This is a genomic window from Nitrosococcus halophilus Nc 4 (genome assembly GCF_000024725.1).
GTDB lineage: Bacteria > Pseudomonadota > Gammaproteobacteria > Nitrosococcales > Nitrosococcaceae > Nitrosococcus > Nitrosococcus halophilus.
Map to the genome: position 1 here is coordinate 3004260 of NC_013960.1, position 14260 is coordinate 3018519.

The 14260-nt window shown below is 51.1% G+C and carries 13 protein-coding genes, 1 pseudogene and 2 CRISPR repeat arrays (1 of these 16 running past the window's edge); of the genes and pseudogenes, 7 read left to right on the forward strand and 7 right to left on the reverse strand.

The genetic code is table 11. From position 1 onward, the window contains the following. A CRISPR array of direct repeats spans nt 1-1722; the repeat unit is 28 nt; unit sequence GTTACGAATCCCTATAAGGGGTTATGAG; it begins 559 nt to the left of the window's first position. 45 nt (nt 1723-1767) lie between these two features. Together NHAL_RS14200 and NHAL_RS14205 are read right to left on the reverse strand one after the other, a co-directional pair. Continuing rightward, nucleotides 1768-2310 (reverse strand): annotated as a pseudogene (locus NHAL_RS14200) (IS630 family transposase); the annotation flags it as partial. Next, entirely contained in the window at nt 2295-2720 is a 426-nt protein-coding gene (locus NHAL_RS14205; protein WP_238985361.1) for a helix-turn-helix domain-containing protein, read from the reverse strand. The pseudogene NHAL_RS14200 and the gene NHAL_RS14205, both read right to left, overlap by 16 nt. 85 nt (nt 2721-2805) lie before the next feature. Then, nucleotides 2806-3094: a CRISPR direct-repeat array (repeat unit 28 nt; unit sequence GTTACGAATCCCTATAAGGGGTTATGAG). Between the two features lie 463 nt (nt 3095-3557). Between NHAL_RS14205 and NHAL_RS22015 the strand changes: the two genes are divergently transcribed. The 3 genes from NHAL_RS22015 to NHAL_RS14215 all read left to right on the forward strand — a co-directional run bounded on the left by NHAL_RS22015 (nt 3558) and on the right by NHAL_RS14215 (nt 5001). Next, nucleotides 3558-4172, forward strand: coding sequence for a toxin-antitoxin system TumE family protein (locus NHAL_RS22015; protein WP_013033846.1), 615 nt, complete (start codon nt 3558-3560; stop codon nt 4170-4172). Between the two features lie 290 nt (nt 4173-4462). After that, a complete protein-coding gene (locus tag NHAL_RS22520) occupies nt 4463-4738 on the forward strand; it encodes a DUF4258 domain-containing protein (RefSeq protein ID WP_420804796.1) in 276 nt (91 codons plus the stop codon). A 2-nt stretch (nt 4739-4740) separates the two neighbouring features. After that, nucleotides 4741-5001 (forward strand): YgiT-type zinc finger protein, encoded by a 261-nt coding sequence (locus NHAL_RS14215; RefSeq protein ID WP_013033847.1) that lies wholly within the window; start codon nt 4741-4743, stop codon nt 4999-5001. Between the two features lie 204 nt (nt 5002-5205). Here NHAL_RS14215 and tnpA read toward each other — a convergent pair whose 3' ends face one another. Then, nucleotides 5206-5619 carry an IS200/IS605 family transposase gene (gene tnpA, locus NHAL_RS20635; RefSeq protein WP_013032233.1) on the reverse strand — a complete coding sequence of 138 codons (414 nt, stop codon included), beginning with the start codon at nt 5617-5619 and terminating at the stop codon, nt 5206-5208. A 56-nt stretch (nt 5620-5675) separates the two neighbouring features. On the opposite strand from tnpA, the gene NHAL_RS14225 reads away from it, so the two are divergent. Further along, nucleotides 5676-6851 (forward strand): RNA-guided endonuclease InsQ/TnpB family protein, encoded by a 1176-nt coding sequence (locus NHAL_RS14225; RefSeq protein ID WP_013033848.1) that lies wholly within the window; start codon nt 5676-5678, stop codon nt 6849-6851. Between the two features lie 356 nt (nt 6852-7207). Continuing rightward, on the forward strand, nt 7208-8914 hold the full coding sequence (locus NHAL_RS14230; protein WP_013033849.1) for a BCCT family transporter: 1707 nt from the start codon (nt 7208-7210) through the stop codon (nt 8912-8914). An 85-nt stretch (nt 8915-8999) separates the two neighbouring features. On the opposite strand, the gene NHAL_RS14235 is transcribed toward NHAL_RS14230, so the two are convergent. Next, complete coding sequence (locus NHAL_RS14235; protein WP_013033850.1) at nt 9000-9683, reverse strand: rhomboid family intramembrane serine protease; 684 nt, start codon at nt 9681-9683, stop codon at nt 9000-9002. Between the two features lie 194 nt (nt 9684-9877). Here NHAL_RS14235 and NHAL_RS14240 point away from each other — a divergent pair, with 194 nt between their 5' ends. After that, on the forward strand, nt 9878-10645 hold the full coding sequence (locus NHAL_RS14240) for an alpha/beta hydrolase family protein (protein ID WP_013033851.1): 768 nt from the start codon (nt 9878-9880) through the stop codon (nt 10643-10645). Here the strand turns inward: NHAL_RS14240 and NHAL_RS14245 are convergent. Then, complete coding sequence (locus NHAL_RS14245; protein ID WP_013033852.1) at nt 10605-11366, reverse strand: DUF3047 domain-containing protein; 762 nt, start codon at nt 11364-11366, stop codon at nt 10605-10607. The genes NHAL_RS14240 and NHAL_RS14245 overlap by 41 nt on opposite strands. A 274-nt stretch (nt 11367-11640) precedes the next feature. Here NHAL_RS14245 and NHAL_RS14250 point away from each other — a divergent pair, with 274 nt between their 5' ends. Next, nucleotides 11641-13800 carry an FAD-dependent oxidoreductase gene (locus tag NHAL_RS14250; protein WP_013033853.1) on the forward strand — a complete coding sequence of 720 codons (2160 nt, stop codon included), beginning with the start codon at nt 11641-11643 and terminating at the stop codon, nt 13798-13800. On the opposite strand, the gene NHAL_RS14255 is transcribed toward NHAL_RS14250, so the two are convergent. Then, entirely contained in the window at nt 13797-13982 is a 186-nt protein-coding gene (locus NHAL_RS14255; protein ID WP_013033854.1) for an HAD family hydrolase, read from the reverse strand. The genes NHAL_RS14250 and NHAL_RS14255 overlap by 4 nt on opposite strands. After that, a complete protein-coding gene (locus tag NHAL_RS14260; RefSeq protein WP_013033855.1) occupies nt 13975-14256 on the reverse strand; it encodes a flavodoxin family protein in 282 nt (93 codons plus the stop codon). Before NHAL_RS14260 ends, NHAL_RS14255 begins: the two co-directional genes overlap by 8 nt. Between the last annotated feature and the right edge of the window lie 4 nt (nt 14257-14260).

A 14260-nucleotide genomic window follows, 5' to 3' on the forward strand; every position in this document is an offset into this window, starting at 1 on the left:
TTGCTTCAATTGCCCGTAAAAGTTACGAATCCCTATAAGGGGTTATGAGGCTCACCGCTAAACTTCAGCATCAGCTCTAACGGAGGTTACGAATCCCTATAAGGGGTTATGAGTTGATGTTCGTGAACGTGTAGGAATCACCGCTAGATGTTACGAATCCCTATAAGGGGTTATGAGTGGATAGACCTATTACCACTTTGTGGCGCGTCCAATGTTACGAATCCCTATAAGGGGTTATGAGCTGCCTAAGCGATAGAAATGTGGCCCCGCTAGTCCAGTTACGAATCCCTATAAGGGGTTATGAGATTTCTGTTGGCGTGCCACCTAAAGAAATTTTCAGGTTACGAATCCCTATAAGGGGTTATGAGGGCGATGGTGGGAGCAGACCAAAGGGGCAGACGCCCGTTACGAATCCCTATAAGGGGTTATGAGCTGCCTAAGCGATAGAAATGTGGCCCCGCTAGTCCAGTTACGAATCCCTATAAGGGGTTATGAGCCTCCCCTCAGCCAATTTCTCAATATATTTTTTAGCGTTACGAATCCCTATAAGGGGTTATGAGAATTCAAATATTTGGTCATCCGTCCATTCTGGAGACGTTACGAATCCCTATAAGGGGTTATGAGCCCTTCCTGTAGTCCACGCACCCGGCACGAAAATACCGGTTACGAATCCCTATAAGGGGTTATGAGGTCGTCAACGCCCCAGAAATTGGCGCGTCCAAATAGTGTTACGAATCCCTATAAGGGGTTATGAGGAGGGAAGATAGCTCGATGCCACAACACCGAATACAGTTACGAATCCCTATAAGGGGTTATGAGCGGTAGTATAGTTTTGATAACTGCTGCAAGTGCACGAGTTACGAATCCCTATAAGGGGTTATGAGATTTGCGCTATACGCATCATCGGCTCAATTAGGAAGGTTACGAATCCCTATAAGGGGTTATGAGAGCGTTAATCTCAACAATATGGATAACGCTATCTCGTTACGAATCCCTATAAGGGGTTATGAGGCGGGTTGAGCATTTGCACCTTGGTCCCGTCGAGTTGGTTACGAATCCCTATAAGGGGTTATGAGATCGACGTGACCTCAGACGCGGACGCGTTCCTGGCGGTTACGAATCCCTATAAGGGGTTATGAGAACAAAAACTTGGCCGTATCGCTGACTTATAGCAAAGGTTACGAATCCCTATAAGGGGTTATGAGAAGGACGGTTCCGGGAATGCTTATCTCTGGGATTTGGTTACGAATCCCTATAAGGGGTTATGAGTTGCTTGATAGGTTGAGCAGCACTCGGTCAGCAAATGTTACGAATCCCTATAAGGGGTTATGAGATGTCAGGGTTTCTAGGATCGGGAGATTTATATTTCGTGTTACGAATCCCTATAAGGGGTTATGAGTTGACCGAGACATCCGGCTCGGTAACTTTTAGCGTGGTTACGAATCCCTATAAGGGGTTATGAGGTCAAAAACTTGGTACTCGTAACGGAATGTGTAGGTGTTACGAATCCCTATAAGGGGTTATGAGGCTGCGAATATTGCTGAAGTTATGGATTATATCGACAGTTACGAATCCCTATAAGGGGTTATGAGTCGTTCATCAGCGGGGATTGCCCTTTTGACAGTTCTAGTTACGAATCCCTATAAGGGGTTATGAGCCATTGGCGTCCGAGCTTTCGGTCAGGGCGGTGCCGGTTACGAATCCCTATAAGGGGTTATGAGGATTGTTGCAAATGGCCTTGCTCCTGTATAGCTGTTCTCATTTAAGTTAGGGACAGAGTCCACAATGCTTAAAGTAGGCTTGACAGTTTTGGGGTGAAATCAGCGTGAGCGCTTCGCTGAGGGCCTCATAAAGCTGCTCTTTTGTCCGGGCCGCTTTTTTCTTCAGGACATGTTTTAGCTTAGACCAGGCGTACTCAATGGGATTGAGTTCAGGGTGATAGGGCGGTAAAAAGACCACTTTGGCGCCGGTCTGCTCGATCTTCTCGATCGCCTCTTCATATCGGTGCGCAGCGGCATTGTCTAAAATGACTACTTTCCCTTCCTGGAGGTGAGACCAGAGGAAATGTTCGACATAATAGAGGAAAACCGGGCCATTGAGCGTGCCCTCAAAGCACATCGCGGGAAGCGCACCCGTCAGGGATAGGGCGCCGATGGTGCTGATGCGTTCGCCTTGGGTGGTCGGTTTTTCCCCGTAGGCTCTTTGCCCTTGAGGCGCCCGTCCATAGGTGGGGGTCAGATTCAATACCGCCCCGGTTTCATCGAGCACAATGAAGTCTTCGGGGGAACACAGGCTTACTTTGATCCAATACTCAAGCCAGCGTTGTTGGACCCGGGGGGTGTGTTTTTGGGGATCGTAGAACGTTTTTTTTTTCGCGTGATCCGGTGCTTTTTCAGCCCTCGGTCCATGGCCGAGGTGCTTATCGTTTCGCCAAAGCGCACTTCAAATCGCTGACACAATTCCTGGAGCGTTAAATCGGGTTCGCACTGCAACACCTCGGTCAAATACTGGGCCCTCGGCTCATCAATCTTTGCCGGATGTCCCACTCCTTCCCCGCGCTTGGGATGGACCGTCCCCGTCTCCCGAAGGCGCTTCAGAAAACCACTGACCGTGTTCTTCGACAGTTTAAATCGTGTCGCCAACTGACGAATCGAACCCTCTTTGTTCGCATAGGCTTCAATGACTTTTTGGCGTAGGTCCAATGAGTAAGGCGCAGGCATAACATTTAAACCCATCTAATTTGGTTGAAAAAATAGATAACTCTAATATTGTGCCTAATAAAAACGGGAATTGCTATATAGCCGCGTTACGAATCCCTATAAGGGGTTATGAGTCGCGCGCGCGCGTATTATATTTATTATTATCTTCTATGTTACGAATTCCTATAAGGGGTTATGAGCCAAAGAAACAGGAGCGCTTGCTGTATCCATCATTTAAGTTACGAATCCCTATAAGGGGTTATGAGGGCTCCAGAATCAGGCTTACATGAACAAGCTTAAGCGTTACGAATCCCTATAAGGGGTTATGAGCATCAGGGAATCCCATCCATTTGTCTATCGAGTGCTGGTTACGAATCCCTATAAGGGGTTATGAGACTATAGGAAGTAAAAAGGTCAGGCCTTGCAAAGTGCATTATAGTACTGAAGAGGCCAACACTTTGGTTATTCATTGGGGCTGATCGAGGCGGGATCAGGTTTCCAAGAGAGCAAGTTACCCTTGGGCTTTTCACACTGCCAAGATAATGCGTGCTGAAGGGGTTACCCATGAGCTTGTTCCTAGGGGCTTAACTAGATGGCGGCTGTTGCAAAAGGGTTGGATACCGAACAAGGTTTGGCGTCCTGGTAAAGGGGGGGATGTTAGCCAGTCAAGTAGGCAGGATTTGATTGTTTGTGTTATCAGTAAGTGATAATCTTTTTGAATGAAGGAGCAGGCGCGTGACTCCAATTTGGACACACTTCTTAACCTGGATGGCAGGTGTTGATGGTCGATCCCTCGGGAAGGCACCGGGTTAAGTTCGTGGTCAAACAGGTAGAGCTATCGCCCGAAAAGCCGCACGGATGGAGCTATTCACTGACCAGAACAGTGAGCGGCTGATTGGTTTCGACAACGCCCACCCGGTACGGCATTCCAAGGGGCCAGGTGGACGCACTCTAAAGCAGTATGACCATAGACACCGCTTCCGAACGATCCGACCCTATGAGTACCGGGATGCGGCGACGCTGCTGGCAGATTTCTGGGCTGAGGTGGACGCGGTGCTTAAAGTAAAGAGGGGTGATCCCATGAAAATACTCAAGGTGGGCATTGCAAACTATGAAGGCATGAAAGCCCGTACCCTGGCAATTGCCCAGGGCGAGTACACGCCGAGAAAAGGTGAACCGAAGATCTGGTTCGCCTCGATAGCGAGTTTTGCAAAAGTACTCTCGGACCAGAACAGAGCACTGCTTTCATTGATTGTGGAGGTACAACCCCATTCCCTGACCGAGCTGGCTAGCCTTTCGGGCCGAGCCAAGTCCAATCCCTCCCGGACTTTGAAGACCATGGAGCATTATGGCCTAGTGCGCTTGGAGAAAGGGAAGGGAGGTAAAGTCATGCCTCGGGTTCTTTATTCCGATATCGTTTTGGATGTGCCTATTGACACCAGAAACCCAAAAAAACAGACTGAGGTTGCATAGACCACATAGGGGTAATCGCTTGTCTCGTGCTTTTGGCGTTGACATTGCAGCCCGGGAAGGTATTGCGGCAGGCTGAAGGGTATTGCAAACTTTTGTTTGAAAATATGACCTTCTAGATTGTGAAAAGTGAAGCTGCTTGGAACCGGAATTATCAGTTTCTGTGTAAGCTAGCTTACGAATATGCTGGAACGATCGCTTTGCTCCCACCCGGTGATCCGTAGATGTTAAGCATCGCTAGACATGTCGTTAAAAAAATAATCCATGTTTGACATAGTTGGATAAAAGAAAGAATCAAAAACAATGAATATTACCTCTCTAAGCATGGAGATCAAGAAAGACAAAATGACAATCTTTCTATCGCTGAGGTGGAAGAGGCGCTTCTTACAGGAAGAGTACTGGAGCAATACACGGATACAGGAAGAGGTAAAAGTTGTTTAGTAGCAGGTTTTTCTAATAATGGTAAACCTATTCACGTAGTATGTGGGCATCGTGGTACCTGGTTAGTGATTGTGACCGTATATATTCCAATGCCTCCGAAGTTCAAATCTCCTTATGAGAGAGCATAGAGATGGATAAGGTTTGTAATTTTTGTGGTAATAAAAATTTTAGAATGAAGAAGGTTCAGTATATTTATAAACATAATGGAAAATACCTTATTGTTGATAATGTACCTTGTGAGGAATGTGAATACTGCGGTGAACAGTATTTTGAAGCTCAATCATTAAAGAAAATTGAAGCAGATTTCAATAAGATCTATTTTTCTGGAAAAGAGCCAAAAAAGAAGATTCAAATTCCTGTAGAGGAGTTCATGGACATTGAAAGTGTCTAACACTCCATGCGCTCCTACGTGATAAAGAGCCTTATCTCCAGTCAGTAAATCAAAGAAAAACGTCACCAATAACCAGTATAGTATTTTTGCATAGGGGTGATAACAATTTTTTATCGATTTTAATTTTAGCTAAGTATTTAGCAAAAATCCGCGTAAACCTCCGCCCACTCGGGCGGAGATACAAGCGGGAACTGCGAAGCAGTTCTAGTGCGGTGTTTTCTGTCCATTCACGTATGCCTTGAGAGTTTTAATGGTAGCTCCGCCGGCGCTGCACGCGAAATACGATCTTGACCACAGCGCGGCGCTTTTGCTTAAACGTGGGATGTGGGTGTTCAAGAATCGTATGCGACGCGAAGAGGTGGACTTCAAGTTGTTGACCAATACGCTGATTGACAGCTTCGGAGGGTATTCCACCAGCAGGTGGACATGATCTTCCTCGCCATCGAACTCTAGGATGCGGCAGTCGAGCTTCTCGCAGGCCGAATCGAACGCTTCACGAAGCTGGCCGATCATGACACCGTCAAATACCTTTCTACGGTATTTTGTCGTGAATACCAGATGCGCCAGCAGTCGCGTGACGCTGTGCCGTCCGCGCCTATAATCGTCATTCACACTCACTTGATTTTACTCACGCCATGGCTTAAATTATAGTCATTGTAGCAGCGAGCACTGACATGCTGAAAGCCACCAAGATACGCCTCTATCCAAGGGCCGAGCAGGCGGCGTTCCTGAATCGCCAGTTCGGCGCGGTTCGTTTTGCGTATAACACGGGTCTTCGCATCATATCTCACCGCTACAAGCGCCATGGGCAATCCCTGAGTGCCAAGGGCGACATCAAGAAGCTGTTGCCGGTCGCCAAGAAGTCACGCCAGTATGGCTGGCTGAAAGAGGCTGATTCTGTCGCCTTGGCTCAAGCATGCCTCCACCTCGACCAGGCGTTTCAGCGGTTCTTTGATCCCAAGCAGAAGGCTGGCTACCCGCGCTTCAAAAGCAAGCGCGGCAAGCAGTCGAGCTACCATTGCATGAGTGTGAAGGTGGGCGAGGACTGGATCAAGGTGGCTAAACTCGGACCGATCAAGGCCAAAGTCCACCGGCCTATCGACGGCAAGCTGAAAAGCATCACGCTATCTCGCACCGTTACCGGCAAGCACTACGCCTCGCTCCTGTATGAGACGGAGCAAGTAGCCCCGCCGCCGCTGATGGATGTAGATGTGGCCAAGGTCGTCGGCCTCGATATGGGCCTCTCGCACCTGGCGATTGACTCCGCCGGGCGCAAGATCGCCAACCCGCGCTTTCTCAAGAAGGCGCAGAAGAATCTCAAGCGCAAACAACAGGGGCTGTCTCGCAAGAGCAAAGGCAGTGCCAAAGGGGCCAAGGCACGCCTACGGCTCGCCAAGGCTCACGAGCGGGTTGCCCATGCCCGCAATGACTTCCAGCACAAGCTCTCTCGGCAGATCGTTGACGATAACCAAGCGGTGGTCGTCGAGACGCTGAAAGTCAAAAACATGATGAAAAATGCCAAGCTCGCCAAGCACATCGGCGACGCATCCTGGCATGCCTTGACCGAAAAGCTGGAGTATAAGGCCAAGGAGCAGGGCAAACCTTTGGTCAAGATCGAGCCGTGGTTCCCCAGCTCCAAGACGTGCCCTCTCTGCCAGCACAAGATGGACAGCATGGCGCTGAATGAGCGCGACTGGACGTGCCCGAGCTGCGACACGCACCACGACCGCGACATCAATGCGGCGCTGAACATCAAGCATCAAGGCATTTTGAAGTTGAAGGCGGAAGGGCTGTCCGTCTCTGCCCATCGAGGCTCGCGTAAATCCGGCATGTCACCGGTTGCTGCCTAAGAAGTGGGAAGCTCCGTCCGATAGGGCGCAGAGCAGTCACATGGCTCCTCTCGGGTACCATTTATTTTCGTTTTTCCCCCAACCTGGCCATACCTAATACGACTCAAACTATGTCCTATCGACCTGAGGTGTCCTGGCAATAGTAGACGCTCTTGTTTCAAGCAACCAACCCCCTGTTGTTTGTAGAAGTTTTGAGCAAATACAGCTGGGGCCAGGTAGCCAAGGCGCGAGTGGCGTCGTTAGCGATTATAAAAAATTTCATGGAGGGGGGTGTACGCTACTTATCAACCGGATTTTTCCAAGAAGGGAGCCGTATTTTTCGGCGGTTTCAAAATAAACGATCAAGGAGACGGTGAATGCTCGAACCTGCCTCTGCCGGCCTGTTGAAGGGAATGAACCCGCGGGTGACGTTGATTTCAACCATTATCATGCTGCTGGCGCTGATGGCCGGTGCCACCTTCTCGACGGAAGCTGGGGTGGTTTTTAAGGTGGTGCGCGCTACGCTCAATCCCTTCCTGGAATGGTATTACGTGCTTCTCGTGGCTTTTCTGTTGCTGTTCATGGTTTGGATGGGCACGGGGCGATACAAGAATGTGCGGCTTGGCGGCGATGGTGAGCTGCCGGAGTTCACGTTCTTCTCTTGGATAACCATGTTGTTTGCTGCGGGCACCGGGGTCGGGATCCTTTTCTGGGCGGTCGCTCAACCCCTCCTTATGTTTCAATCCAATCCCTTTCTCGACCAGACATTGACGCCTGAAGCGGCGACAGTGGCCATGCAGATTTCCTTCTTTCATTGGGGGTTGCATGCCTGGGCGATTTTCTCCTTCATGGCCATGGTGCTGGCCTATTTTGCTTATCGCCGCAAACTGCCTCTGACGATCCGCTCGGCTTTATACCCCTTTCTCGGCCAGCGCATCGAAGGGCCTGTGGGTGATCTGGTGGATACTTTGGCGGTGTTCGGCACTGTCTTTGGAATTGCCACCACGCTCGGCCTGGGTGTGCAGCAGATGAGTACGGGTTTAGGCCGTGTCTTCGGCTTTCCGGCAACGCGGGAAGGAGAGCTTGTCATTGTCGGTGCGCTGATGTGCATTGCCATCGCCACGCTGGTCTCGGGAGTTAGCCGGGGTATCCGTCGGCTTTCGGAAATGAACTTTTGGCTCAGCCTGGGGGTGCTCCTGTTTGTGTTGGGCTTTGGTCCGACTCAGTATCTGATCGGGGCGACAATCCAAGCGACCGGAGGATATCTTCAGAATCTGCTGCCCATGGCCTTTTATACCCATGCTAACCATAATAGCGATTGGCAGTCGGAATGGACGGTGTTTTTTTGGGGCTGGGCGATAGCCTGGTCTCCCTTCGTCGGGATGTTCATTGCCCGGATCTCACGGGGGCGGACCCTGCGGGAGTTCGTCATGGGGGTATTGCTCGTGCCGACGACGATGACCCTAATTTGGATTGGCGTGGTCGGCGGGACGGCTCTATACCAGGAGCTCTTTGGGGCCGGGGGCGGGGTCGAAGCCGTCAACCAAGATGTTACCGTGGCCTTGTTTCATATGATCGAAGGGATGGGCCTCGGCCCCCTAAGCATTGTCCTCAGTGGGGTCATGACGCTCCTGATTGGAATCTATCTCATTACCTCGGCCAATGCCGGGACATTGGTGGTCAGCACAATTCTCGCTGGTGGCGATCCGGAGCCGCCCACCGCCCATCGCATCCTCTGGGGGGGAGTGATAACGCTATTAACCGGGATACTGCTGGTTGCCGGCGGACTGGAAACCTTGCGGTCGGCGGTTATTGCAGCCGCCCTGCCGTTTTCGGGGGTCATCCTCGTCATGCTTGTGGGAACACTGCGCGCCCTGCGTACCGAAGTGTTTGCTCCCTTACCCGGCGTACGCACCCAGCCTCCCGTTGAGCCTTGGGCGGAACTCAAGAATGCGGGCGAGGAAGCGCGGGGGGTGGCTCTCGACAGCGCGCTTCCGGAATATGAAAGGCGTTCCCGTCAAGATGGCATAGAGCCCGTCTCTGAAGAGACCGCCCGGAAGTCGAAGCAGGAGATGGAGCAATAAGCCGCTAATTCCTGGGTGCGGCTGAATGTACATCCGCATCCGGCTTGGAATGCGACGGTGTTCTCGAATCGGAACAGGGCATTGGTTAACGCTGGTGGAATAGCTTCACATCGGAGCGTTTGAATAAAGGCAACAGAACCATACCAGCCACAAACCCACCGGCATGGGCGGCAAAAGCTATCCCGGCTTGATCACTGGGAGTCACTACGGATTGCAGTAGCTGGAACAGAAACCAGATGCCTAGCATTAGCCAGGCCGGCACCCAAACGAAGAAGAGGATGAAATAGGGTACCAGCATTTTGATCTGAGCAAAGGGATGCAAAAGCAAATAGGCGCCAAGGATGCCTGAGATGGCGCCGCTGGCTCCCACCATGGGGATAGTGGAAGAAGGGGCGATAAAGATCTGTGACAGCGCCGCGGCTGCGCCGCAAAGTAGGTAAAAGACGATAAAGCGGCCGCGCCCCATGGAGTCTTCTACGTTGTTACCAAATACATGGAGGTAGAGCATATTGCCTAGCAGGTGCATGAAGCTGCCGTGCAAAAACATAGAGGTAAACAGACTGAGTACGGGAGGAATCAGCAATTGAGGGTGGCCTAGGGGGGCGTCAACCAAAGCCCGAGGGATGACCCCAAATAGGAAAACTGAGGCTTGAAAGCCCTCCCGGGGTAGGCTTAACTGCCAGAAGAACACTAGTACGCAGGTTGCAATCAGAATCCAGTTAATAATAGGGGGGCGTTGGACGGGATAGTTATCACTGACTGGAATCATGTTTGTTTCCTTTTCTCGAACGACTATTTAGACTCTATTGTACCGGGATTGGTTGCATATCTTCTGTCTTTGCTTGGGGTTAGCCGTTCTTCTTAATGGCTGACCAGATCTACCCATTAGACAAATGCTTCAAGCAGTGACATTCTGAGTGGTAATCGCTACAGGTTCATAGTGGATAGAGTGAGGGGATAAAAATGCCTGCTGTGAAAGTCGAACGAGTGAATTTTTCCGGTCACCAGGGGGATGAATTGGCGGCTCGATTAGATCGACCCCAGGATATTCCCCTAGGCTATGCGTTGTTTGCCCATTGTTTTACCTGTTCTAAGGACTTCTTTGCAGTAACCCGGATTAGCAATACTTTGGCGGAGCGGGGGATAGCGGTCTTGAGATTTGATTTTACGGGATTGGGCAGTAGCGGGGGGGATTTTGCCAATACTAACTTTTCTTCCAATATTGCGGATCTGGTGCAAGCGGCTTCTTTCATGGAAGAGCACTACCAAGCCCCTCGGTTACTGATTGGGCACAGCTTAGGGGGAGCGGCGGTATTGGCTGCCGCAGAAGAAATTCCTGAAATCCTGGCCGTGGCTACGATCAGCGCCCCTAGCGATCCCGCCCATGTTAGCCACTTATTTGCCAAATCGATATCTGAGCTTGAAGAGCAGGGTGAAATTGAAGTCCAATTGGCGGGGCGTTCTTTCCGAATTCAAAAGCAATTTTTGGATGATATTGCCGAGCATAATCTGCTTCAGAAAGTCAAGTCGCTTCGGAAGGCATTGATGATTTTCCATGGACCTAAAGATACGATAGTTGGCATTGAGCATGCCCGGCATATTTTCGAGGCTGCGAAACATCCCAAGAGCTTTGTGTCGTTGGATGATGCGGATCATTTACTGTCCCGAAAAAAAGATGCCATTTTTGTCGCTAATGTATTGGCGGCCTGGGCAGAGCGGTATTTGACTTAACCACGATATTGCGGAAACAGGCCCTGACTGTTTCACCCGTATCATCACTGTCGGTCATTATGGCCACGGAATGGACCGGTGGGGGATCGGCTTCAAAGGCTTGATAGTGCCACTGCAGAATATTCACTTCCTGCTGAATCCATTCTCCAGCCCGGTCATTTCCCCTTTGAAGCGCTACCATTCGGGCATGTTCAGTGTAAGGGCTGGGCACGATTTTTCCTATCTCAAGTTGATTCGCCCAAATAAAATTTAATGTTTGTCCTGGGATATCCTGGCCATAGAAGGTTTCAAATACCGCCGCCTTGGTCCGTTCCCACCAGCTTAGCCGGGCATCCCGTTCAAAATTAATGTATATCCGGGCGGCGTAATCGTCTCCTTCCTTCTTCCGTGCGTCTCCTTTTGCAAGCACACGGTCGATTTTCCATTCCCAGCTTAACAGTGGATATTCTTCCAGTGTGCCAGGGAACTCAATAGCCATTCCCGACGCTGAGTCTTCAGCCAGTGTGCAAACAGTTTGGGTTTTCTCCTCGAAGATATACTGGGTTTCTGCTGTTCGGGGGAAAGTGATTTTCTCCCATTGGGTCCATGCGGCTGCATTCTGAAATCCAAGTTGGACATCTTCAGCCTGAACAGGAGCCATCCCTGCGGTTAGGACCCATAAACCGGCGAAAGCCGTCCTTAACAAATTCTCTTTATTCCCAAACAATAATTCAGTAAACATGGTGGGTGACCTTTCTTGCCTTTTGTTTTTTTGTCGTTTGGGAAGGTGGATTATTACAACGTATCTGGTTTTATAGGGCAATTTTTTCGGAAAAAAGTTTTTCAATTGGTTTCATCTTTAGGTAGGCACGGATGTAATAATGGCCGTACCGGGGCGTCAATATCACCATACTCCTTTATTAAGGCGCTATAGGATTGTTTAGAATGAACCTATATCCTACAAAATGAGATGAAATGGCTATAAATGTATTACTCAGCACAGCAGGAACAAGTGGATGGGAATATTTTCAATGAAGCGCCTAGGGCTTATCGTTCTAATTTTGATTCTGGTCGGCGCCTTTTTTTACTTTGAAGGCCCTCAATACCTTGATCTCGATGTTTTGAAAGCGCAGCAAGAGCGGCTCCAGCAGACCATTGCAGGGGCACCGGTAGTTTCAGTGACGGTATTCTTCATCGCTTATGTTTTGGTCACCGCCCTCTCCTTGCCGGGGGCCGCGGTGATGACCATTGCGGGGGGCGCCTTATTCGGCCTGCTAGCCGGTACTCTCATCGTTTCCTTCGCATCTACATTGGGAGCGACACTGGCTTTTTGGTCTTCCCGCTTTTTATTTCGAGAATCGCTTCGCCAACGGTATGACAAGACCGTCCAACGGGTAGATGAGCGGATGGTGGTCGACGGCCCCTTTTATCTGGCTAGCCTACGGTTGGTGCCGGTCTTTCCCTTTTTTGTGATCAATATCGTCATGGGGCTGACCGGAATTCGCACTTGGACTTTTTATTGGGTGAGTCAGTTGGCCATGCTCCCCGGTACGCTCGTCTATGTGAATGCGGGGACCCAGTTGGCAGCGATCAAGAAGGTAGGTGATATTTTGTCGCTCCCGTTGCTTTTTTCCTTCTTATTGCTGGCGTTGTTTCCTCTGATTGCCAAATTCTTGCTGGCGCTTCTCCAGCGTGCCCGCCTGTATAAGCAGTTCACTAAGCCTAAGCGCTTTGACTACAATTTGTTGGTGATCGGCGCCGGTTCGGCGGGTTTGGTCTCGGCTTATATCGGCGCCACGGTAAAAGCCAAAGTCGCCTTGATTGAGCGGGATAAGATGGGCGGCGACTGCCTCAATACCGGCTGCGTCCCCTCCAAAGCATTGATTCAATCGTCGCGGATCGCTGAGGCCATGCGTCAGGCTGACCGTTACGGCTTGCCCGTGGTGAGTCCACAGATCCCTTTTGCGCCGGTGATGGAGCGCATTCAAAAGGTGATCAAGCAAGTCGAGCCCCATGATTCGGTGGAGCGCTATACCCGTCTGGGTGTGGATTGCATCCAAGGGGAGGCGACTCTCATTTCGCCCTGGGAAGTAGAAGTGAAAGGAGCCGAGGGTTCCACCCGCCGGGTCACCGCCAAGGCCACTATCATCGCCACCGGCGGCCGCCCCTTTGTGCCGCCTATCGAAGGCATCGACCAAGTTGAGCCGCTGACTTCCGATACCATTTGGCAACTGAGAAAACTTCCCCAACGGCTGCTGGTGCTAGGGGGCGGTCCTATCGGCTGCGAGTTAGCCCAGGCTTTTGCTCGGTTAGGCGCGCGGGTCACCCTAGTGGAAATGGGCGAGCAATTGCTATCCAAGGAGGATCCAGATGCCAGTGCCGAGGTTCTGAGGCATTTTGGCAAGGAAGGCATTGAAGTGAAGCTCCAGTACAAGGTCGCTCGGTTTGGAATTGAGGAGGGCGAGAAAGTGGCCTACTGCGAGCACGCCGACGGGGAGTTGGGGATTCCCTTCGATCAGGTTTTGGTGGCCGTGGGCCGCACGGCCAATACCGAGAATTTGGGCTTAGAGAACCTGGGTCTCAAAACCGGCAAAGGCGGTACTTTGCCGGTGGAGGAGGACATGAGCGTCTGTTATCCGAATCTGTTCGCCTGCGGCGATGCCGCCGGCCCTTATCAGTTTACCCATGTGGCGGCTCACCAGGCCTGGTTTGCGGCAGCCAACGCCCTGTTCGGCAACTTCAAGCGCTTTAGGGTGGATTATTCGGTGATTCCCTGGGTCACCTTTACTTCCCCTGAAGTGGGCCGGGTCGGCCTCAATGAAACGGAGGCCAAGGAGCAAGGGGTGGAATATGAGGTGACCCGCTATGGTCTTGAGGATCTGGATAGGGCCATTGCCGAAAGCGAAGCCTACGGCTATATCAAAGTGCTGACGCCGCCGGGCAAGGATCGCATTCTGGGCGCGACCATTGTCGGTCCCCATGGGGCTGAATTGTTGACGGAATTCATTCTTGCTATGAAGCACAAGATTGGCCTCAATAAGATTCTGGGAACTATCCATCCCTATCCCACCTGGAATGAAGCAGTCAAGTTCACAGCGGGGGAGTGGAAGAAAGCCCATGCCCCTGAGAAGGTATTGCGCTGGCTAGAGCGCTTTCATCGCTGGCGCATTGGCTAGGGATGAGTCGCTATGAGGTTGTTCCGATCTTTTTCGGTCACTTTCCAGAAATCACGGTATTTTCCCATCAGCGTCCGCAGAAAAGTATACTCAAGCTGCTTGGCTCGCCACTGATTGTTAAAAGCGATTGGATCTGGAGCCACTTCTTTGCATGCTTCTGCGACAGCGCCAACATCAACCATTGTCCCGTACATGCTCCGTGAGTTGGCGCAGATTGGTGCCGATAATCAGTATGTCGGCGGCCTTGACCTTATTGAGAATTTGGGGCCACTGGTCGCCTTCACCCTCGTCCGAGGATACCCCGAAGCAGATCGAGTAGTCCACCGGCCGAAGGATTTCCGCCTCCACTCCGAGGGGCTCCATCAACTCCGTTACCTTGCGAATCAGGGCTTCCGTGTGGGATATCTCCGGACTCTTCTTGAGAGTGCAGTTTAGAACAAGCGCATGATAGAACACTATT